This is a genomic window from Mesorhizobium sp. WSM4823 (genome assembly GCF_055811195.1).
The window spans coordinates 388,485-407,366 of sequence record NZ_JBVVQL010000005.1 but is presented as its reverse complement, the minus strand read 5'-3'; the positions used below and the strand labels follow the sequence as shown (position 1 = coordinate 407,366).

At 61.9% G+C, this 18,882-nt stretch carries 24 protein-coding genes and 1 other RNA gene; 16 read left to right on the top strand and 9 right to left on the bottom strand.

All coding sequences use genetic code 11. The features are described 5' to 3' along the window. Positions 1-44 precede the first annotated feature (44 nt). From AC0L26_RS16800 to AC0L26_RS16785, 4 genes are all read right to left on the bottom strand, one after another. Entirely contained in the window at positions 45-275 is a 231-nt protein-coding gene (locus AC0L26_RS16800; protein ID WP_473633560.1) for a ribbon-helix-helix domain-containing protein, read from the bottom strand. A 20-nt stretch (positions 276-295) separates the two neighbouring features. Continuing rightward, on the bottom strand, positions 296-541 hold the full coding sequence (locus AC0L26_RS16795; protein WP_473633526.1) for a DUF4169 family protein: 246 nt from the start codon (positions 539-541) through the stop codon (positions 296-298). 18 nt (positions 542-559) lie between these two features. After that, entirely contained in the window at positions 560-1,093 is a 534-nt protein-coding gene (locus AC0L26_RS16790) for an SspB family protein (RefSeq protein ID WP_126107430.1), read from the bottom strand. Positions 1,094-1,211: 118 nt separating this feature from the next. Further along, positions 1,212-1,898, bottom strand: coding sequence for a TetR/AcrR family transcriptional regulator (locus AC0L26_RS16785; protein ID WP_473633525.1), 687 nt, complete (start codon positions 1,896-1,898; stop codon positions 1,212-1,214). A 166-nt stretch (positions 1,899-2,064) separates the two neighbouring features. On the opposite strand from AC0L26_RS16785, the gene AC0L26_RS16780 reads away from it, so the two are divergent. Continuing rightward, positions 2,065-3,270: a multidrug effflux MFS transporter gene (locus AC0L26_RS16780; protein WP_473633524.1), complete on the top strand. Its 1,206-nt coding sequence runs from the start codon at positions 2,065-2,067 to the stop codon at positions 3,268-3,270. Between the two features lie 31 nt (positions 3,271-3,301). Here AC0L26_RS16780 and AC0L26_RS16775 read toward each other — a convergent pair whose 3' ends face one another. Next, on the bottom strand, positions 3,302-3,883 hold the full coding sequence (locus tag AC0L26_RS16775; protein ID WP_473633523.1) for an AAA family ATPase: 582 nt from the start codon (positions 3,881-3,883) through the stop codon (positions 3,302-3,304). A 141-nt stretch (positions 3,884-4,024) separates the two neighbouring features. After that, positions 4,025-4,383: a transfer-messenger RNA gene (ssrA, locus tag AC0L26_RS16770) on the bottom strand. Between the two features lie 168 nt (positions 4,384-4,551). Here ssrA and AC0L26_RS16765 point away from each other — a divergent pair. From AC0L26_RS16765 to AC0L26_RS16740, 6 genes are all read left to right on the top strand, one after another. Continuing rightward, complete coding sequence (locus AC0L26_RS16765) at positions 4,552-4,863, top strand: DUF2853 family protein (RefSeq protein ID WP_352932198.1); 312 nt, start codon at positions 4,552-4,554, stop codon at positions 4,861-4,863. Positions 4,864-5,012: 149 nt separating this feature from the next. Next, on the top strand, positions 5,013-5,807 hold the full coding sequence (locus AC0L26_RS16760) for a thymidylate synthase (RefSeq protein WP_473633522.1): 795 nt from the start codon (positions 5,013-5,015) through the stop codon (positions 5,805-5,807). A gap of 275 nt (positions 5,808-6,082) precedes the next feature. Next, a complete protein-coding gene (gene modA / locus AC0L26_RS16755; protein WP_473633521.1) occupies positions 6,083-6,880 on the top strand; it encodes a molybdate ABC transporter substrate-binding protein in 798 nt (265 codons plus the stop codon). 16 nt (positions 6,881-6,896) lie between these two features. Then, entirely contained in the window at positions 6,897-7,601 is a 705-nt protein-coding gene (gene modB, locus AC0L26_RS16750) for a molybdate ABC transporter permease subunit (protein WP_473633520.1), read from the top strand. After that, entirely contained in the window at positions 7,598-8,710 is a 1,113-nt protein-coding gene (gene modC / locus AC0L26_RS16745; RefSeq protein ID WP_473633519.1) for a molybdenum ABC transporter ATP-binding protein, read from the top strand. The genes modB and modC overlap by 4 nt, the downstream gene beginning before the upstream one ends. 90 nt (positions 8,711-8,800) lie before the next feature. Beyond that, positions 8,801-9,172, top strand: coding sequence for a winged helix-turn-helix domain-containing protein (locus tag AC0L26_RS16740; protein ID WP_473633518.1), 372 nt, complete (start codon positions 8,801-8,803; stop codon positions 9,170-9,172). Positions 9,173-9,176: 4 nt separating this feature from the next. Here the strand turns inward: AC0L26_RS16740 and cobF are convergent, their stop codons facing one another. Continuing rightward, the gene (gene cobF, locus AC0L26_RS16735; RefSeq protein ID WP_473633517.1) at positions 9,177-9,953 is read right to left on the bottom strand and encodes a precorrin-6A synthase (deacetylating); all 777 of its coding nucleotides are present in this window, start codon (positions 9,951-9,953) and stop codon (positions 9,177-9,179) included. A 129-nt stretch (positions 9,954-10,082) separates the two neighbouring features. On the opposite strand from cobF, the gene AC0L26_RS16730 reads away from it, so the two are divergent. The 8 genes from AC0L26_RS16730 to AC0L26_RS16695 all read left to right on the top strand — a co-directional run bounded on the left by AC0L26_RS16730 (position 10,083) and on the right by AC0L26_RS16695 (position 16,400). Further along, entirely contained in the window at positions 10,083-11,096 is a 1,014-nt protein-coding gene (locus AC0L26_RS16730) for a DUF4424 domain-containing protein (protein WP_473633516.1), read from the top strand. Next, positions 11,096-11,614 (top strand): dihydrofolate reductase, encoded by a 519-nt coding sequence (locus tag AC0L26_RS16725; protein WP_473633515.1) that lies wholly within the window; start codon positions 11,096-11,098, stop codon positions 11,612-11,614. Before AC0L26_RS16730 ends, AC0L26_RS16725 begins: the two co-directional genes overlap by 1 nt. A 143-nt stretch (positions 11,615-11,757) precedes the next feature. After that, positions 11,758-12,861, top strand: coding sequence for an FtsH protease activity modulator HflK (hflK, locus tag AC0L26_RS16720; RefSeq protein WP_354490730.1), 1,104 nt, complete (start codon positions 11,758-11,760; stop codon positions 12,859-12,861). Beyond that, positions 12,861-13,805, top strand: a complete 945-nt coding sequence (gene hflC / locus AC0L26_RS16715) for a protease modulator HflC (protein WP_354490732.1) — start codon at positions 12,861-12,863, stop codon at positions 13,803-13,805. Before hflK ends, hflC begins: the two co-directional genes overlap by 1 nt. Before the next feature lie 6 nt (positions 13,806-13,811). Continuing rightward, positions 13,812-14,000 carry a DUF2065 domain-containing protein gene (locus AC0L26_RS16710; protein ID WP_473633514.1) on the top strand — a complete coding sequence of 63 codons (189 nt, stop codon included), beginning with the start codon at positions 13,812-13,814 and terminating at the stop codon, positions 13,998-14,000. Between the two features lie 149 nt (positions 14,001-14,149). Continuing rightward, entirely contained in the window at positions 14,150-15,664 is a 1,515-nt protein-coding gene (locus tag AC0L26_RS16705; protein WP_352932176.1) for a DegQ family serine endoprotease, read from the top strand. Positions 15,665-15,735: 71 nt separating this feature from the next. After that, the gene (locus tag AC0L26_RS16700; RefSeq protein ID WP_473633513.1) at positions 15,736-16,143 is read left to right on the top strand and encodes a putative toxin-antitoxin system toxin component, PIN family; all 408 of its coding nucleotides are present in this window, start codon (positions 15,736-15,738) and stop codon (positions 16,141-16,143) included. After that, on the top strand, positions 16,140-16,400 hold the full coding sequence (locus tag AC0L26_RS16695) for a type II toxin-antitoxin system HicB family antitoxin (protein WP_192355700.1): 261 nt from the start codon (positions 16,140-16,142) through the stop codon (positions 16,398-16,400). Before AC0L26_RS16700 ends, AC0L26_RS16695 begins: the two co-directional genes overlap by 4 nt. On the opposite strand, the gene AC0L26_RS16690 is transcribed toward AC0L26_RS16695, so the two are convergent. After that, the gene (locus AC0L26_RS16690; RefSeq protein ID WP_473633512.1) at positions 16,401-16,964 is read right to left on the bottom strand and encodes a GNAT family N-acetyltransferase; all 564 of its coding nucleotides are present in this window, start codon (positions 16,962-16,964) and stop codon (positions 16,401-16,403) included. After that, positions 16,961-17,863 carry a phosphoserine phosphatase SerB gene (gene serB, locus AC0L26_RS16685; RefSeq protein ID WP_473633511.1) on the bottom strand — a complete coding sequence of 301 codons (903 nt, stop codon included), beginning with the start codon at positions 17,861-17,863 and terminating at the stop codon, positions 16,961-16,963. Before serB ends, AC0L26_RS16690 begins: the two co-directional genes overlap by 4 nt. Here serB and miaA point away from each other — a divergent pair. Next, entirely contained in the window at positions 17,853-18,821 is a 969-nt protein-coding gene (miaA, locus tag AC0L26_RS16680) for a tRNA (adenosine(37)-N6)-dimethylallyltransferase MiaA (protein ID WP_473633559.1), read from the top strand. The two genes, serB and miaA, sit on opposite strands and share 11 nt — an antisense overlap. Positions 18,822-18,882: the final 61 nt, after the last annotated feature.

The window sequence follows — 18,882 nt, the reverse complement described above, 5'->3', positions numbered from 1 at the left end:
TAGGATCGCGACGCTGACGCGGACCTTCGGTTCGGGATCATGATCTACAAAGAACTTTTTATCCCTTGCTTCGCCCATTCCAGGACGTAGAGCCTGAGCGCCGATGACAGGTTGGCATCGCGCGGCCGGGCCCCGTCAATTTCGGCGACGACGGCGGCGAGCGTCAGTTTGCGAGCAGCCGCGATGGCGACGAGATCGTCGAAAAACGGCTTTTCGAGCGAATAGCTGGTACGATGGCCGCGAATGGTCACCGAGCGTTTCTCGACCGGGCTCACCGGACCTGACTCATTCCATTTCAAGCATCGGATTTATCCGGAAACCGCGGCGCACTTTTCGGCGCGATGCTCGGCGAAGCCGGATCGTTCGAGACTTCGCGGCGATGGCCGGCGACGAATTTTTCTGACTTGTCGGCGATCAGACTGTCACGCTCCCGGTCGGCCTTTGAACGGCCGTGCAGCGTCCGGTTCTGTTCGGCCAGGCGCTCCTTGTCGGCTCGTGCTTTCTGCTTGCGGGCCTGGCGAAGATTGACGATGTCGGCCATGTCGCGCGGCCCGTCGGATTACTTCTTGCGGAAGGCGTCGAGCGACACCACTTCGGCGCCCTTGGCGGCGGCGTCGGCCGCGGCAGGCTTCTTTTCGGCCTCAGTGGCCTTCTTCTTCTCCGGCTTTTTCTCGGCGACGATGGCCAGAGGTTCGGAAGCGGGCTGGCCGGCCAATTCCTCATCTGCCGAGGTCTCCGTCTTCACGTCGAATTCGAGCTCGAAATTGACGGACGGGTCGTAAAAGCCGCGCACGGCTGAGAACGGGATTTCCAGCTTTTCCGGCACGTCGGAGAAGGACAGCCCGACCTCGAAGCCGGTGTCGGTCACCTTCAGGTCCCAATACTGGAACTGGATGACGATAGTCATCTGTTCGGGATAGCGCTCGCGCAGGCGCGATGACACGCGCACGCCCGGGGCGCCGGTCAGGAACGTGATGAAGAAATGATGGTTGCCAGGGAGGCCGGTGCGCGCGACCTCGGCCAGGACCTTGCGCATGACGCCGCGCAATGCCTCCTGGGCCAGAATGTCGTAGCGGATGTGGTCGTCGGCCATGTAGCTGTCGGGTTCCGTTGAATCGTCCGCATAGCTGTAATCAAGCTTGAGCGCGGCGTAAACCGGATATAGACGCCGGCAGCGCAGATGCGAGAGGACATGCCTCAGATTTGATCACTCAGGCGCTGGTGACCGCGCTTTGTTTGCTCGCATCCGCGGGCTGCCGCTTGCCGAAGGCGCGCAGGAAGGTGCGCACGCCATGTGTCGCCGATTGCAGCACCTCGTCGTCATCAGGCGTGCCGCCGAGCATGAAGGTCGTCTGCAATTCGGCATTGGCAAGGGCCAGGAATTGGCGAGCCGCAACATCGGGATCATCAATGTCGAGGAAACCGGCGTGGGCGAGGCGGGCGAAACGGGCGGCGATCGCCGGCCATGTTCTGCCCGGTCCCTGTTCGCGCCATTCCGCGAAGAGTTCGGGATAGCGTTCGCCCTCGGTCTGGATCAGCTTGCGCAGGAATTTTCCGTCGCGGCTACAGACACAGTTGCGGTTCATGCGCACGGCGAAGGCGATCAGATCGGCTTCAAGATCCTTCGGCTGGTCGGGAAAGGTGGAAATCGTAGCGAAGATGCCGGCATTGCAACGGTCGGTGAGGTCGCGGACGATGGCGACGAAGAGTTTCTCCTTATCGCCGTGGTGGTTGTAGATCGTCTGGCGCGAAACGCCGGCTTCGGCGGCGATCATGTCGATGTTGGCGCCGGCGAAGCTTTCGCGGCAGAACACCTCGCCGGCAGCGTCCATGATGGAGACGCGCTTGGCCTCGTGGCCGCGTGGCGGGATGGTGTCAGGAGAAACGTTGACCTTCATAAAAACTATATAGAGGTGATTGACGAATTGGACAAGAGTGTCTAAATTTATGGACTTAGATCGAAGAGGTTTCCCGCCGCAGAAGAAGTCGGAATTCCAGGGGATGGAACGTCCTAGGATTTACACGCCGGTCGGCGGCAAACCAGATTTGAAAGAACCTGCTACCATGAATCCCCAATTCTTCCGCATCGCGGTCGTGCTCGGCCTGTTGTCCGCGATCGGCCCGTTCGCCATCGACATGTATCTTCCGGCGCTGCCTTCGATCGGCGAGGATCTGCAGGCCAGCACCGCTGCCGTGCAGATGAGCCTGCTGATCTTCTTTCTGTCCATGGGTTTTGGACAGATCGTCGTCGGACCGATCTCCGACATGGTCGGGCGCAAGCTGCCGCTCTATGGCGGCCTCGCGCTGTTCATGGTCGGCGGCATCGGCTCGGCGCTGGCGCCCTCTGTCGAATGGCTGATCGCCTTCCGTTTCCTGCAAGGGCTCGGCGCCAGCGCAGGCATGGCGGTGCCTCGCGCCATCGTGCGTGACCTGCATACCGGCACCGACGCTGCCAAGCTGATGTCGCTTTTGATGCTGGTGTTTTCGGTCTCGCCGATCCTGGCGCCGCTGACCGGTAGCGTCATCATCGAGAATTTCGGCTGGCGTGCCGTGTTCTGGACGGTGACGGGTGGAGCGGTGCTGGCCACCATCCTGCTGGCGACCTCGCTGAAGGAGACGCGGCCGGTCGAGGCGCGTGCAGGCAGTTCGTTCGGCACCGCGCTCTCCGCCTATCGCTTCCTGATGGGCGATCGCAACTTCCTTGGCCTGGCGTCCATCGGCGGCTTCGGGATCGCGAGCTTCTTCGTCTATCTGTCGAGCTCTTCCTTCATCCTGATCGACCATTACGGGCTGTCGCCATCGGTCTACAGCGTGTTCTTCTCGATCAACGCGGTTGCCTTCATCGGCATGTCGCAGTTGACGGGGGTGCTGTCCGAACGGTTCGGGCTAAGGCCCGTGGTGCGGGTCGCGGTGGTCGGCTATGTGACGACGATGGTGGTGCTGTTCGCGGTGATGGCGTCCGGCGTCGACCGGCTCGACGTGATGGCGGCGCTTCTGTTCGTCGGCTACGGGTTCCTCGGCCTGGTGATCCCGACGACTTCGGTGCTGGCCATGGAGGAGCATGGCGCGATCGCCGGCACGGCCTCTGCTTTGATGGGCACGCTGCATTTCGCCATCGGTGCGGTTGCCATGGGCATCGCCGGCATCTTCTTCGACGGCACGCCGCTGCCGATGGTGGCCGGCATCACGCTTTGCGCGGTGATCTCCTTCATCCTGGCTAAGGTTACGCTCGGCCGTGGGCGGGAGATGGTCGAAGCGCCTGCCGAATAAGCAATTGCTATCGGCGACAGCTAAGGCCGGGTCATTCCCGGCCTTTTTGACGTCTGAGATCAAGCGTCAAGCCTGCGTCGGCGAAGATAAATCGCAGTCGCGCCTCGACGGGCGCCAAGGGCAACGGGACCAGCTCATAGCCCAATTCCGTGTAGACTTCGGCCAGCGCATGATAGGTGCGTTCCGCCTCGTCGAGGGTCTGCTTTCGCTCCCCGTCCTGCCGAAAAATCTCTGGCCAGGGTGGTGCGATGAAGACATGTCTGGCGTAGCGGAAGCGTCCGGCGGCGTTCCTGATATGGTCCGGCACCGGCAGTCCGGTGAGCCTGATATAGCCAAGCGTGTCCGGCACGCCGCGATCGAAGAAGACGGGACCGTTCTGTTCGAGCGCAGCGTGATATGAACGCATCTCCCATGACAGCATCAGTTCGGCGAACAGTGCCGGATCGCGCCAGGGCAGGGCCGGCCCTCCTGTCGCCAACTGGTCGCGGATGATGCCGCGTCCGGCTTCGGGCGAGGTTGCAAGGCCGGCGGACCGCAAGGCTTCGATCAACGTGGTCTTGCCGGAACCCGGGCCGCCGGTCAGCACGAAGAATCGATCGGAATCGTTTTGCATTTTCAGTCCTTTTGGTGAATGCACGGCCGCTTTGCCAGCAAGACAGCTTCGCGGCTGGGCGCAAGGCAAAGACATGCGGCCGGCAAGCTTGCTGCCGTTACATATCGAAGGGGAGAAAAGTGGGGGGATCGAAGGGGGAGAAATGGAGGTTTCTGTTGCCAGGTACCTCCGAACCCCGCCTAGAAGTGCGAACCACTAGGGCTTGAATTGAAGCTATCGCACCGCTTACGCGGCGAGACGTGCTTCCGCATAGTTGTCGTTGGCAACTATAAGTTTAGCCCGATAACGGTGGTACAATGCCGGGCAAAAGTACGATCTTTACACCTTCGTCGATCCTATTTCGCCCCCAGCAAAAGCCGCTCCTCGACAAGAGCGGTTTTTGGTGGAGGCGCCGGGTACCGCCCCCGGGTCCGAACGGCTTATTTCATCGCCTGTTTATCGCCATAGTCGGTCGAGCCGACGAAGCGAATATAGGGACTGGTCGTGGAAAATGAAAGGCCGGAATGGCGGTTTTGTACCCGTGTCAAACTGCGCGTTGGAGGGTTGACTCGGAAGCGGTCTCAACCGAAGCTTTGCGGTGGTGAGGAGTTACCGACCTAGCGCATATCTTGCGGCAGCGCGCCACAACCCTCATCACCGGATCCGTGGCGCCGACGAGGGGAAATTTGATGGCCGATTATCTCGCAGACGTGAAGAAATACGACGCCGCGGCAAATGCCGACGCGGTCGCCAAGATCGTGAAGCATTTGGGCATTGCGCTCAGGAATCGGGATTCCTCGCTGGTGTCCTGCACGGATCCCAAGGAACTCGATCGCGTCAAGGCCAACTGGGTTGCCAAAAAACTCGGTATCACCGACGGCAGCAAGGCGGACGCGGCCATCGAAAAGACCTGCAAGGCGATGGAGGCAGACAACACCAAGAGCCGAGTGACCTTCTACTACCTGGTCGCCAAGGACCTGGGGAAGCTCGGCGCGCTCTGAACAATCGTCCCGCATCAGTCGGAATGCTGGCGCGATTTTCGCGCCAGCCCGTAGCCGCAGGTATCTTGTCCGAACATTCTGCGCTTTGATATGTTCGGCCGGCAGCCAGTCGGTTATGATGGCCGGTAACCCGAATCGAGCCGAAGCCGATGCGCCAATATCTCGACCTCCTGAAGCACGTGCTGGAAAACGGCGCCGATCGCGGCGACCGCACCGGCACCGGAACGCGCTCGGTGTTCGGCTACCAGATGCGCTTCGACCTTGCGCGCGGCTTTCCGGTCACCACCACCAAGAAGCTTCACCTGAAGTCGATCGTGCATGAACTTCTGTGGTTCCTGGCCGGCGACACCAACATCAAATATCTTAACGACCACGGCGTCTCGATCTGGGACGAATGGGCCGACGAGAATGGCGACCTCGGTCCGGTCTATGGCAAGCAATGGCGCTCCTGGCCGGACGGCCATGGCGGCGCCATCGACCAGATTGCCAATCTCTTGAAGGAGATACGCAAGAATCCTAATTCCCGACGGCTGATCGTTTCAGCGTGGAACCCGGCCGAAGTGGAAGCCATGGCGCTGCCGCCCTGTCATTGCCTGTTCCAGTTCTATGTCTCGGAGGGCAGGCTTTCCTGCCAGCTCTACCAGCGTTCCGGCGATATCTTTCTCGGCGTGCCGTTCAACATCGCTTCCTATGCGCTGCTCACCCTGATGGTGGCGCAGGTGACGGGGCTGAAACCCGGCGATTTCGTCTATACGCTAGGCGATGCTCATCTTTACGCCAACCATTTCGAGCAAGCGCGCGAACAGTTGCGGCGCATGCCCAAGGCGCTGCCGACGCTGTGGATCAATCCGGAGGTGAAGGACCTATTTGCCTTCCGCTTCGAAGATTTCCGGCTGGAAAATTACCTCGCCGATGCGACAATCAAGGCGCCGATCGCGGTGTGAGCCGCAAACATCGAGCTTAATCGACCCCATCTCGAAATCGCTCGGCTGCTGTCCGCCCGTCGATGCCCACAACATCCGATTGTTTTGACCCACGGCATCGGCCTGTAGCGCCGCGCTGTATCCACCTCAATTGATCGCGAGCGGTGGCAACAACACGCAATGCCATTGGCCGGGCCATTATCCGGGCCAAGTCTGGCAAAAAGCCTTCCTTTGTTATATTCATGTGGATATATCGATTAGCAGACTCGCTGATCGAATTTTCCGGGGAGAGTTTCATGCTGGTGCGCAAGGGTTTCGGATTGAAGGCGGCCGCCATTGGCGGTTTCACGATGATGTTGATCGCCGCTATGCCGGCTGCCCACGCGGATGACAGACTGATCGTCTTCGCCGCGGCGAGCATGAAGAACGCCCTGGACGCCGTGAACACAGCCTGCGAGGCCGATGTCGGCGAGGCGGCGATCGTCTCCTATGCGGCAAGTTCCGCGCTGGCCAAGCAGATCGAGGGCGGCGCTCCGGCCGACGTCTTCATCTCGGCCGATCTCGACTGGATGAAATATCTGTCCGACAAGAAGCTGACCAAGCCGGATACGGAAGTGAAATTGCTCGGCAACCAGATCGTGCTGGTGGCGCCGAAGGATTCGACGGTCGAAACCAGGATCGAGAAGGGTTTTGATCTTGTCAGGTTGGTCGGCGACGGCAGGCTTGCCATGGGCGATTTCAAGGCGGTGCCGGCCGGCAAATACGGCAAGGCGGCACTTGAATCGCTCGGCGGCTGGTCCTCGGTGGAAGGCAAGGTGGCGCAGGCCGAGAATGTGCGCGCCGCGCTCAAGCTGGTTTCGACAGGCGAAGCAGCACTCGGCATCGTCTACGCCACCGACGCCCATGCCGAGCCCGGCGTCAAGGTGATCGGCACCTTCCCGGAGGATTCGCACCCCCCGATCGTCTACCCGGTTGCCGAGATGGCGGATTCGAAGGACAAGGATGCGCCGGCATTCCTGAAGTGCCTGCAGTCCGCCAAGGCTGGCGCGCTCTTCAAGGCGCAGGGTTTTACAGTTCTGACGCCAAGCAACTGAGGCACGACGCCGAGAGATGAACTGGCTGCTGGACCTCACTCCCGACGAATGGAATGCGGTCCGGCTGTCGATCAAGGTGGCGACGGTGGCAATGATCGCCAGCCTGCCGCCTGGCATATTGATCGCGCTTGTGCTTGCCCGTGGACAATTCTGGGGCAAGACGCTGCTTAACGGGCTGGTGCATCTGCCGCTGATCCTGCCGCCGGTGGTTACCGGCTATCTGCTGTTGCTCTCTTTCGGCCGGCGCGGCCCAGCCGGCGCCTTCTTCGCCGAGCATTTCGGCATTGTTTTCTCTTTTCGCTGGACGGGTGCCGCACTCGCCTGCGCCATCATGGGCTTTCCCTTGATGGTGCGGGCGATCCGGCTGTCGATCGAGGCGGTCGACCGCAGAATTGAGGCGGCGGCCGGAACACTCGGCGCCAATCCGCTGTGGGTGTTTGGGACCATCACGCTGCCGCTGATCCTGCCCGGGCTGATCGCCGGGGCGATCTTGTCGTTCGCCAAGGCGATGGGCGAATTCGGTGCGACGATCACCTTCGTTTCCAACATTCCCAACGAAACGCAGACGCTGCCGTCGGCGATCTATACGTTCACGCAGGTGCCGGGCGGCGATGCCGGCGCCCTCAGGCTGACGCTGATCTCGATCGTCATCTCGATGGCGGCACTTGTCGCTTCGGAGGTGCTGGCGCGTCGCGTCGGCAAGCGGATGGACATCGAATGACTGTAATGGTCGACATCAGCCATCGGCTTGGTGATTTCGGGGTCGAGGCCCGCTTTGAGAGCGCCGGGCGGTTGACCGCGCTGTTCGGGCCTTCGGGCTCCGGCAAGACGTCGCTGATCAATATGATTGCAGGTCTGATCCGGCCCGACAAAGGCCGGATCGAGGCTGATGGCCGTGTGCTGGTCGATACGGATGCGGGCCTGTTCATGCCGAAGCACAAGCGCCGCATCGGCATGGTGTTCCAGGACGCGCGGCTGTTTCCGCATATGAACGTTGCCAGCAATCTGCGCTACGGCCGCTGGTTCACGCCGACGGCAGAACGCTATGCGGATATGAATGCGGTTGTCGACCTGCTCGGCATCGGTCCTTTGCTTGACCGGCGGCCGGCAAAGCTCTCCGGCGGCGAGAAACAGCGCGTGGCGATCGGCCGGGCGCTGCTCGCCAGCCCGAAAATGTTGCTGATGGACGAACCGCTGGCTTCGCTCGACGAGGCCCGCAAGGCGGAGATCCTGCCCTATATCGAGCGGCTACGCGACGAGACGAAAATCCCGATCGTGTATGTCAGCCATTCGATCTCGGAAGTGGCGCGGCTGGCAAGCGACGTGGTGGTGCTGGCGCAAGGTAAAGTCGCTGCTTGCGGCCCGACCGGGGCGATCATGCAGCGGCTCGACCTGTTGCCGGCGGAAGAGCGCGGCGAGGGCGGTGCGGTGCTGGATACCGCGGTGCTGCGCCACGACGAAGTCTTTGGCATGACCGTGCTTGGCTCGGCGGCGGGCGAGATCCGCGTGCCGCGTCTGGCAACTCCGGTCGGCGCGCCGGTACGCATCCGCATCCGTGCCCGTGACGTGATGATCGCCACCGAACAGCCCACTGGCCTCAGCGCGCTCAACATCTTGCCGGGCACGATCGTGGCGATAGAGCCGGGCGGGGGACCTACGGTCGAGATCGGCATCGACTGCAATGGCGCAACCGTGCTTGCCCGAATCACCGAGCAATCGCGACAGACGCTGAAACTTCGGCTCGGCCGAAAGGTCTACGCCGTGGTCAAGACGGTAAGCTTCGACCGGGCGAACACGAGCGCCGGCCTGCCTGTCGAGGCGGAGGGATGACCGGCTGATGACCGTCGCTATATCGATTTGGAATAGCGGTATTGCTGGAGAGGTTCTAGTATGGCTGCGGCGTGACTGCGGAGGAGTGGAATGCCGTCGCTGAGCTTGCGGATAAACCTCGATCCAGACGGGCGCATCGGGCCGGGCAAAATCGAGCTTCTGGAGCAGATAGCCGCCTTCGGCTCGATCTCGGCAGCGGCGCGCGGTATGGAAATGTCCTACAAGCACGCCTGGGATCTGGTCGAGGACATGAACCGGGTGTTCGGCAAGCCGTTGGTCGCGGCGCAGACCGGCGGGAAAAAGGGTGGCGGCGCCCAGTTGACCTCGGTGGGGCTTGCGGTGGTCAGCCGCTTTCGCGCCATCGAACGGGCTGCCGCTTCGGCGGCGGAAACGCATATGGAGGCATTACAGGCGGAAATCGACGCGGGTGAGGTCGGTGGAATTGGTACCGGCCGAGCGTAACCCCTTATTCCTCCTCCGGCTCGCCGGGCTTGCGCAGCAGATACGTATCCATAATCCAACCCTTTTTCTGGCGGGCTTCCTCGCGGGTCTTTGCGATTTCGTCGCCGACGTCGCCAAGGCGGCCGGAAATGAGGATCTCGTCTGACGTGCCGAGGTAGGCTCCCCAGTGGATGACGAGGTCTTTGTCGTCCAGCGTGTTGAAGGCGCATTTGCCGTCCAGCATGACGACGGTGCTGCCGGCATTATCGGGCAAACCTTCCTCGGTGAGCCGACGGCCGGTAGTGAGCAAGATGGAGTCGCCGATGCGGTTCAGCGCCATTTTGTGGCTGGCGGCGAGCACCTGGACGGCGGTGATGCCGGGAATGACGTCCAAAGCGAATTCGACATTGCCCCTGAGGCGCACGCGCTCGAGGATGCGCAGCGCGCTGTCATAGAGCGAGGGATCGCCCCAGATCAGGAAGGCGCCGCAGCCATCTTGCGAAAGCTCATCGCGGATCAGGCCCTCATAGATCGCAGCGATCGCCTCGTGCCAGTCATCGACGGTCGAGCGATAGGAGGGCGCCGGCTCGGCCCGCACCGGCACGTCGAATTCGACGCGACGCGAGTTTGGATTGGTGACGAATCGGTCGCAGATCTGGCGACGCAGTTCGGCGAGATCGTTCTTCTTCGCGCCCTTGTCGGGAATGAACAGCACCTCGGCGCGGTTCAAGCCGTCGATGGCCTGCACGGTCATATGGTCGGGATTGCCGGCGCCGATGCCGATAACAAGAAGCTTGCGCATAGGCGAACTCCTGCCCGATCCGAACGTCGGTGTCCAGACAAGCCATGGCTGTGCGCAAGCGCGGAAGGGCTTTGAAGCGCGACATCGAAACGGCTAGAGTCATGCCGGTATTTCGCCAAGGGAGCTTCCATGTTCCGTTATGTCCTGACCGCAGCGCTGGCGCTCCCGGCCACGCCCGCATTCGCCAATGATTCGATCGCCGAATTGGGAACGGGCGGCCTAATCCTGTCGCGCAGCGACGCCGTCGCCATGGAGAGCGAAGATCTCTACATTTCGCCGGAAAAGGTGACGGTCAACTATGTCTTCCGCAACAACACCGACAAGGACGTCGACGCGATCGTCGCCTTTCCGATGCCCGACATCGAAGGCGACCCCAACGAGATGCCGGCGATCCCCGACGGCCAGAGCGACAATTTCCTCGGCTTCGAGGTGACGATCGACGGCGTGGCGGCAAAACCGCAGCTCGAGCAGAAGGCGTTTGCGCTCGGCATCGATATCAGCGCCGATTTGAAGGCACAGAACGTGCCGTTTTACCCATTCGGCGATGCGGCCAAGGTGGCATTGGCAAAGCTGCCGCAAGCGGTTGCCGACGATTGGGTCGATCGCGGCCTCATCATCGAGGACACTGCCGACGACGGTTCCGGCATGAAGACCGTTTATGTGCCGTTCTGGCAATTGCGCTCGACCTATTGGTGGCGCTCGACCTTTCCAGCCAACAAGGCAGTCCGCGTCGCCCACCGCTACAAGCCGAGCGTCGGCGGCACGTCCTCGGTCAGCTTCTTCTATGACGGCCAGTTCCAGGGTCAGTATGCCGCCTACAAGAGCCGCTACTGCATGGACCAGACGTTCGAGAATGCGATCCGCAAGGCAGCGAAGGGCAATCCCGATGGCACTCCGAAATATTTCGAAAACCGCATCGCCTATATCCTGACCACTGGCGGCAACTGGGCGACGGGCACGATCGGCAAATTCAAGCTGACCGTCGACAAGGGCGATCCGAAGAACCTAGTCTCGTTCTGTGGCGAAAACGTCAGGAAAGTCGGGCCGACGCGCTTCGAGATGACGGCAGAAAACTTCTATCCCGAGCGCGACATCAACATTTTGCTGCTGGTGCCTACCGGCGGCGATGGAAGCGGCGGCTGATGGACGTCGCGATCTATGTCGCCATCGCCGAGAACGGCGTGATCGGGCGCGATGGCGGGTTGCCGTGGCGGCTTTCCAGCGATCTCAAGCGGTTCAAGGCCGACACGATGGGCAAACCTATCATCATGGGTCGCAAGACCTACGAAGGTATCGGCCGGCCTCTGCCCGGAAGGCTCAACATCGTGGTGACCCGCGACGGGGCCTGGCGCGCCGAGGGTGTCGAAGTCGTGCATTCGCTCGACGACGCGATCGGTCTGGCGAAGGTGCGCGGACGCTGCATGGCCGGCGCCGACGAAATCTGCGTTATCGGCGGCGGCGAGATTTATGCCCAGGCGCTGCCGCTGGCCGACCGCTTGCATGTCACCCATATCCTTGCCGAGGTCGACGGCGACGCGCATTTCCCGCCGATCGACCCGGATTCGTGGCGCATCGTCCGCTCGCAGGACGTTCCTGCCGGTGAAAAGGACAGCCATGCGACACGCTATTCGGTTTACGAGCGACGCCGCGACGTGCATTGAGGGACGATAAAAGGGTCGCGACGGTCCAAGACGGACGGCGACGACAACCGATCGCGTTGAAAGCGTGCTGTCGCGTCCCTATAGAAGGACGATACTGGATTTTGCGTCGTCAGGCCGGCGCGTGAGGGAGCGAAAGGACATTCATGCCCTGGAATGACAAAAGCGGCGGAGGCGGCGGCCCGTGGGGCGGCGGCAACAATCCAGGACCCTGGGGGCAGGGACCGAAGGGACCCAGCGGTCCGCAGGGCTCGCCTCCCGATCTCGAAGACATCATCCGGCGCGGCCAGGACAGGTTGCGGCGTGCTTTGCCGGGAGGCGGTGGCGCCAGCCCAGCCGTGTTCGGGCTGATCGCGGCAGCGCTCGTCGTGCTGTGGGCGTTCAAAGCCGTCTATACCGTGCAGCCGGACGAGGTTGCGGTCGAACTCAGATTCGGCGTGCCAAAGGCGGAGCTCTCGCAGCCCGGCCTGCATTTCCATTGGTGGCCCATCGAAACGGTCGAAACCGCCGTCATCGCCGAACAACTCGTCGATATCGGCGGCGGCACGACCTCCGGCAACGGCTCAGGCCTGATGCTTTCTGGTGACCAGAATATCGTCAATGTCCAATTCTCTGTCGCCTATCAGGTCTCCGATCCGAGGGCCTATCTGTTCGATGTGTCCGATCCCGACGGCATGCTGCGGCAGGTCGCCGAAAGCGCCATGCGCGAAGCCGTCGGCCGTCGGCCGGCGCAGGACATCTTCCGCGATGATCGCGAGGGCATTGCTGCTTCCGTGCGCGAAATCATCCAGACGACGCTGGACGGCTATAAGGCCGGCCTGAACGTCAACGCGATTTCGATCGAGGATGCCGCGCCGCCGCGCGAAGTGGCCGACGCCTTCGACGAAGTGCAGCGCGCCGAGCAGGACGAGGACAAGTTCGTCGAGCAGGCCAACCAGTATTCCAACCAGAAACTCGGCCAGGCGCGCGGCGAGGCCGCACAGATCCGCGAGGAGGCGGCCGGCTATAAGAACCGGGTCGTGCAGGAGGCCGAAGGCGAGGCGCAGCGCTTCATCTCGGTCTATGACGAATACGCCAAGGCGCCTGACGTGACGCGCCAGCGGCTTTATCTGGAAACGATGGAGAGGGTCCTGAAGGATTCCAACAAGGTCATTGTCGAGCAAGGCAACGGGCAAGGGATCGTTCCCTATTTGCCGCTGCCGGCATTGCAGCAGAAGGCGCCGGCGCCGGTCCTCGGAGGAAACCAGTGATGGCCAACCGTCTTCCCATCATTGCCGTCATCGCCGCGGTTCTCCTGTTCCTGCTCTATTCGTCGGTCTTCGTCGTCAATGCTCGCCAGCAGGCGCTGGTGCTCAGGTTTGGCGAGATCGTCGACGTCAAGAGCCAGCCGGGCATCTATTTCAAGGCGCCGTTCGCGTTTTTCGATGCTGATAGCGTGCAGTTGATCGAAAACAGGGTGCTGCGCTTCGACCTCGACAACATCCGCGTCCAGGTTTCGGGCGGCAAGTTCTATGAGGTGGACGCCTTCATCGCCTATCGGATCTCGGATCCGCGTGTGTTCCGCTCCGCGGTTTCCGGTCAGATCGAGCTGGCCGAGGCACGGTTGAGGACGCGTCTCGACGCCGCCTTGCGCCGTGTCTACGGTCTGCGCGACTTCGAGGCAGCGCTCTCGGAAGAGCGAGCCGTGATGATGCGCGAAGTGCGCGATCAGCTGAGGCCCGACGCTACATCGCTCGGCCTGCAGATCGAGGATGTCCGCATTCGCCGTACCGATTTGACGGCGGAAGTCTCGCAACAGACATACGACCGCATGAAGGCTGAGCGTCTGGCCGAAGCCGAGCGGCTGAGGGCACGCGGCAACGAGGCGGCGCAGCGCATCAGGGCTCGCGCCGACCGCGAAGTGGTGGAGATCGTCGCCGAGGCACGGAGGGAGTCTGAAATCCTGCGTGGTGAAGGCGAAGCTCAACGCAGTGCCACCTTCGCGAACGCCTACCAGCGCGATCCGGCCTTCTTTGATTTTTACCGATCGATGAATGCCTACGGCACGGCGCTGAACAGCACCGGAACGACGATGGTGCTGTCGCCGAATTCGGAATTCTTCCGTTTCTTCCGCAATCCCGCCGGCGGGGATACGCCGGCAGCGCCGCCCGCAGCACCTGCTGCACCAGCAGCGCAGCCAGGCACCGGCCAGTAACGGCCGGTGCAGGATTTTCTGGCAGCAATAGGCCTGGTTCTCGTCGTAGAGGGCCTGGTCTATGGCGGCTTTCCCAACCTTGCCAAGAAACTTGCCAGCGAAGTTCTGACAACGCCGGAGAATGCGCTGCGGATCGCCGGCCTGGCCGCAATCGCCGTTGGCGTCGGCCTCGTCTGGCTGGTGCGCGGCGGGTAACGTGATCGGTCTATGATTTCGGGATAACGCAGGATTTATCCTATGCCGATAGCCATAGCCGCAAACGTGCCGTATTTCTTGCCAACATGGCTCGACGCTGCGTTTTCGGCGAGGCGCTTTTCTTTTCAGAGACACCGGGAGACTTCTCGATGACATCCAACAGCTTTTTGCGCGCGGCGAGGCGGACGTTCACTTCGGGTGCAGCAGCACTTCTTATCGGCGCCTTTACCGTGCCGTCGCTGGTGACGCCGACAGTCGCTGCGGACGGCCCGGCCTCCGTTGCCGATCTCGCGCAGGGCCTGCTGGGTGCCGTGGTCAACATATCGACTTCGCAGAGGGTAAAGGGCACCGAGGGGCCTGGTGCTGTGCCGATGCCGCAGCTTCCGGAGGGCTCGCCCTTTCAGGATTTCTTCGACGACTTCTTCAAGAACCGTCCTGGCGAACAGGGCGATCGTTCGCAAAAGGTGCAATCGCTGGGCTCCGGTTTCGTGGTCGATGCCGAGCAGGGCATCGTGGTGACGAATAACCACGTGATCGCCGATGCCGATGATATCGAGGTGAATTTCTCCGACGGAGTGACGCTGAAGGCGACGCTGGTCGGCACCGACACCAAGACCGACGTTGCGGTGCTGAAGGTCGACCCGAAAGGGCACAAACTGACCGCGGTGAAATTCGGCGATTCCAGCAAGATGCGTGTCGGTGACTGGGTGATGGCGATCGGCAATCCGTTCGGCCTCGGCGGCACCGTGACTGTGGGCATCGTGTCGGCCCGCAACCGTGATATCAATTCCGGTCCCTATGACGATTTCATCCAGACCGATGCCGCGATCAACCGCGGCAATTCCGGCGGACCGCTGTTCAACAGCGCCGGCGAGGTGATCGGTATCAACACGGCGATCATCTCGCCGTCCGGCGGCTCGATCGGCATCGGCTTTTCGATTCCCTCGCAGCTGGCGTTGGGCGTCGTCGACCAGCTCCGCCAGTTCGGCGAGACGCGGCGCGGCTGGCTCGGCGTGCGCATTCAACCGGTGACGGAAGATATTGCCGAAAGCCTCGGCATGGCGACCGCCAAGGGCGCGCTGGTCGCTGGCGTCATCAAGGGAGGGCCGGTCGACAACGGCACCATCCTGGCGGGCGACGTCATCATCAAGTTCGACGGCAGGGACGTCAATGAAATGCGCGACCTGCCGCGCGTCGTCGCGGAAAGCTCGGTCGGCAAGGCTGTCGACGTGGTCATCGTGCGCAAAGGTGTCGAGCAGACCGTGAAGGTGACGCTCGGCCGGCTCGAAGATGGCGAAAAGCTTGCCAGCGGCGAGGACGGCAACACCGATCAGGACAATGGCGACAAGGCGCCTGCCGTTGCGACGGCCGCCGTGCTCGGCATGACCATTGGCGAGCTCAATGATGAGACGCGGACGAAATTCGGCATCGCCGCTGAAGTCTCCGGCGTCGTCATCACCGAAGTCAGCAAGGATTCGGCCGCTGCCGAACGCGGGATCCAGGCCGGCGAGGTGATCACCGAGATCGCCCAGGAATCGGTCGCCACACCCAAGGATGTCATGGACCGGATTGCTGCATTGAAGGAGCAGGGTCGCAAGAACGCGCTGCTGATGCTGGCATCGAAATCCGGCGAATTGCGGTTTGTGACGATCCGGATGGATTGAGTCCGGGAACTTCAGAGGCACGTTGAAATATCCCATGGGATGTACTATTTTGACCTGTGAAGCGGATTGTATTGGACACAAACGTTCTGACCGCAGGTCTGCGCAGCAGGAGTGGTGCGTCATTTGCCGTTTTGTTGGTCGCAAATCGACAGTTTCGCCCATTGGTGACAACAGCACTGTTTCTTGAATATGAAACCGTGCTGACCCGCCCTGAGCAAACGGCAATTCACGGATTGTCGTTTGCAGATCTGGATCGTTTGCTGGCCGGCTTTGCTGTCTTGGCAGAGCCGGTCGAACTGCACTTTCTCTGGCGCCCGCAATTGAATGATCCGAAGGATGAAATGGTGCTTGAGGCGGCGATCAATGGCCGGGCAGACGCATTGGTCACTCACAATCGCCGCGATTTTGTGACTGCGGCAGGCCGTTTTAAAGTTCCAGTCGTCAGTCCCGCGGAATTGTTGGAAGGATTTCGAACATGAGCAAGGCGACTTATCCGTTGAAACTTCCCTTGTCGATCAAGGAGGCGGCTGCGCGTCTGGCAAAGGCTGATGGTGTGTCGCTAAACCAGTGGATCGCTTCGGCCGTGGCTCAAAAGGTTGGAGCTATGGAGACAGCGGCCGATTTCCTGCGTCGACGAGCTGGTGATGCATCGGGCGATGATTTCGCGAAAGTACTCGATCGAGTCGGCGTTAAACCGCCGCAACCCGGCGACGAACTTCCGTTTGACAAGCACTGATCAGGATTGGTTTTTTCGCCATTCCTTGGCTGTCAGCCTGTAGAACACATGCCGCTTAAGTCTGGCATGGCTGTCCGGGATGCCGGGATGATCGAAATCGCTGGCCGGGTCGGCGATCATGCCCAGGCGCTGCATGACGGCTGTGGAACGGCTGTTATCCCTAACGGCGAAGGATACGATTTCATCGAGGCCTAGCGTTTCGAAGCCACAGGCGAGCCAGGCTTCGGCCGCCTCGGTGACGTAGCCATGGCCCCAGAATTCGGGCGCCAGCCGCCAGCCGATCTCGACTGTGCCGCCCGGCAGTAAGGGCAAATGATCGGTGTCGAGGAGGCCGACGAAGCCGATGCATTGGCGCGTTTCAATTAGCTCGGCGGCAGCGAAACCATAGCCATCCTCGGCGATCCAGGCGCGGAACTCGTCCATTTTGGCGTCGGCGGCAGCGCGGTCGCGGCGAAATGGAAAGAATTCCATGACGCGTTCGTCGGAATTGATCCGGTGGAAGAGCTCGCGGTCGCGATCCTCCCAGTTGCGCAGGATCAGGCGCTCGGTGCGGATCGGCTTCACGCTGCAAACTCCTCCTGCCGGTAACCCTGCAGATAGAGAAGCGCGGTCAGGTCGCCGTGGTCGATGCGGAATTTTGCCTCCGCCGCCACGACCGGCTTGGCATGAAGCGCCACACCGGTGCCGGCAAGGTGGATCATGTCGAGATCGTTGGCGCCGTCGCCGACGGCGATGGCGTCCGCGGTCGTCAGCCCGAGGCGCGCCGAAATCTCGAGCAGCGCCTCGGCTTTCGCGGCGCGCCCCAGGATCGGCTCGGCCACCAGCCCGGTGAAGCGGCCATTCAGCTCGAGCAGGCTGTTGGCGCGGTTCTCCTGAAAGCCGAGCACGGCGGCAATGCGTGAGGTGAAGACGTTGAAGCCGCCCGACACCAGTGCAGTCCATGCACCGTTAGCCCGCATGGTCTGGACAAGCGCGCGGCTACCGGAGGCCAGCGTCAGGCGGTTGGCGATGATGCGGTCGACCACGGCAGCGTCGAGGCCTTTCAGCAGCGCCACTCGCTCACGCAAGGCCGGCTCGAAAGCGATCTCGCCGTTCATCGATCGCGCCGTGATGGCGGCGACGCGATCCTTGATGCCGATCTCGTCGGCAAGCTCGTCGATGCACTCCTGGTCGATGACAGTCGAATCCATATCGGCGATGAGAATTTTCTTTCGCCGTCCCTCGGTCTGCTGAACGATCACATCGACCGGCTCGGCAGCGAGCACGGCGCGCAGGCTGGCGGTCGCTTCAGCGGCTTCGGTCCCATCGGGCAAAGCGAATTCGCAAGCGATGCCATCGGCGAGCCAGCGAACAGTGCTTGCGCCGACCGACCGTGACGCCATATTCGCAAGCGCCGGCGACAATGCGCGGCCGGCGGGATGGGACACAAGCGTGGCGATCAAAGGCGTGGCGATCAGCGGCATCGAAAATTCCGGCGGGCAGGCGGGCGAGGGCCGTGTTAAGAACGCGATCCTGATAGCCGGGCCAACTGCCAGCGGCAAGTCCGCCCTTGCGCTCGATCTCGCCGAGCGCAAGGGCGGCGTCATCGTCAACACCGATTCCATGCAAGGCTACTCGGTGCTCGACGTGCTGACGGCGCGGCCGACCGCTGCCGAGCTCGCCCGCGTCCCGCATTATCTCTATGGGCATGTCCATCCCTCCACCGCATATTCCACCGGCGCCTGGCTGCGCGACGTGACGAAGCTGATCGACGAGGGCACGTTCTTCGAACGGCCGGTGATTTTCGTCGGCGGCACCGGGCTTTATTTCCGGGCGCTTGTGGAAGGCATTTCGGAAATGCCCGACATTCCGCAGCAGGTCCGCGACCGCTGGCGCTACGAACTCCAGGAGCAGGGCGCAGCCAAGCTGCACCGCATCTTGATGCGCGAGGATTCCGCGGCCGGGATGATGCTGAAGCCGACCGACGGCCAGCGCATCGTGCGGGCGCTGGAGGTGCTCGACGCATCGGGCCGTTCCATCCTCAAATGGCAGGCGGCGAGAGGCCGATCGCTGATCGACAGGGACAGCGCACGCTTCTTGGTGATCGAACCGGACCGGGCGGCGCTGGTGGAGCGGATCGGGGCGCGGTTCGACCGCATGCTGGAGAAGGGTGCCCTCGATGAGGTCAAGCAACTCACCAGTCTTGGTCTCGATCCCGATTTGCCGGCCATGAAAGCGATCGGCGTTCGCGAGCTCCAGACCGCAATGGCCGGGGAGCTGAACTTTCCCGAAGCGATCGAGCGCGCAAAGATCGCGACGCGACAATATGCCAAGCGCCAGGCGACCTGGTTCAGGCATCAATTGGGTCCGGAATGGCTGAGACAGCGCCCCGGTGATCGTGTGGAATCCACGATCTCGGATCCGTTTTCCGGTGCAACCTGAAAAGTTGATCTGGAGGGGAGACTTCCCGTCGAAGTTGTCCTAATTAACCCTCCGTAAGGTC

What these genes read in the sequence shown, in the direction of transcription:
- serB (WP_473633511.1), bottom strand. Translation starts at nt 17,863, where the DNA reads ATGCCGCTGATCGCCACGCCTTTGATCGCCACGCTTGTGTCCCATCCC.
- cobF (WP_473633517.1), bottom strand. Translation starts at nt 9,953, where the DNA reads ATGCGCAAGCTTCTTGTTATCGGCATCGGCGCCGGCAATCCCGACCAT.
- modB (WP_473633520.1), top strand. Translation starts at nt 6,897, where the DNA reads ATGAACTGGCTGCTGGACCTCACTCCCGACGAATGGAATGCGGTCCGG.
- AC0L26_RS16725 (WP_473633515.1), top strand. Translation starts at nt 11,096, where the DNA reads ATGGACGTCGCGATCTATGTCGCCATCGCCGAGAACGGCGTGATCGGG.
- hflK (WP_354490730.1), top strand. Translation starts at nt 11,758, where the DNA reads ATGCCCTGGAATGACAAAAGCGGCGGAGGCGGCGGCCCGTGGGGCGGC.
- AC0L26_RS16730 (WP_473633516.1), top strand. Translation starts at nt 10,083, where the DNA reads ATGTTCCGTTATGTCCTGACCGCAGCGCTGGCGCTCCCGGCCACGCCC.
- hflC (WP_354490732.1), top strand. Translation starts at nt 12,861, where the DNA reads ATGGCCAACCGTCTTCCCATCATTGCCGTCATCGCCGCGGTTCTCCTG.
- AC0L26_RS16785 (WP_473633525.1), bottom strand. Translation starts at nt 1,898, where the DNA reads ATGAAGGTCAACGTTTCTCCTGACACCATCCCGCCACGCGGCCACGAG.
- AC0L26_RS16775 (WP_473633523.1), bottom strand. Translation starts at nt 3,883, where the DNA reads ATGCAAAACGATTCCGATCGATTCTTCGTGCTGACCGGCGGCCCGGGT.
- AC0L26_RS16760 (WP_473633522.1), top strand. Translation starts at nt 5,013, where the DNA reads ATGCGCCAATATCTCGACCTCCTGAAGCACGTGCTGGAAAACGGCGCC.
- modA (WP_473633521.1), top strand. Translation starts at nt 6,083, where the DNA reads ATGCTGGTGCGCAAGGGTTTCGGATTGAAGGCGGCCGCCATTGGCGGT.
- AC0L26_RS16795 (WP_473633526.1), bottom strand. Translation starts at nt 541, where the DNA reads ATGGCCGACATCGTCAATCTTCGCCAGGCCCGCAAGCAGAAAGCACGA.
- AC0L26_RS16740 (WP_473633518.1), top strand. Translation starts at nt 8,801, where the DNA reads ATGCCGTCGCTGAGCTTGCGGATAAACCTCGATCCAGACGGGCGCATC.
- AC0L26_RS16695 (WP_192355700.1), top strand. Translation starts at nt 16,140, where the DNA reads ATGAGCAAGGCGACTTATCCGTTGAAACTTCCCTTGTCGATCAAGGAG.
- modC (WP_473633519.1), top strand. Translation starts at nt 7,598, where the DNA reads ATGACTGTAATGGTCGACATCAGCCATCGGCTTGGTGATTTCGGGGTC.
- AC0L26_RS16765 (WP_352932198.1), top strand. Translation starts at nt 4,552, where the DNA reads ATGGCCGATTATCTCGCAGACGTGAAGAAATACGACGCCGCGGCAAAT.
- AC0L26_RS16780 (WP_473633524.1), top strand. Translation starts at nt 2,065, where the DNA reads ATGAATCCCCAATTCTTCCGCATCGCGGTCGTGCTCGGCCTGTTGTCC.
- AC0L26_RS16705 (WP_352932176.1), top strand. Translation starts at nt 14,150, where the DNA reads ATGACATCCAACAGCTTTTTGCGCGCGGCGAGGCGGACGTTCACTTCG.
- AC0L26_RS16790 (WP_126107430.1), bottom strand. Translation starts at nt 1,093, where the DNA reads ATGGCCGACGACCACATCCGCTACGACATTCTGGCCCAGGAGGCATTG.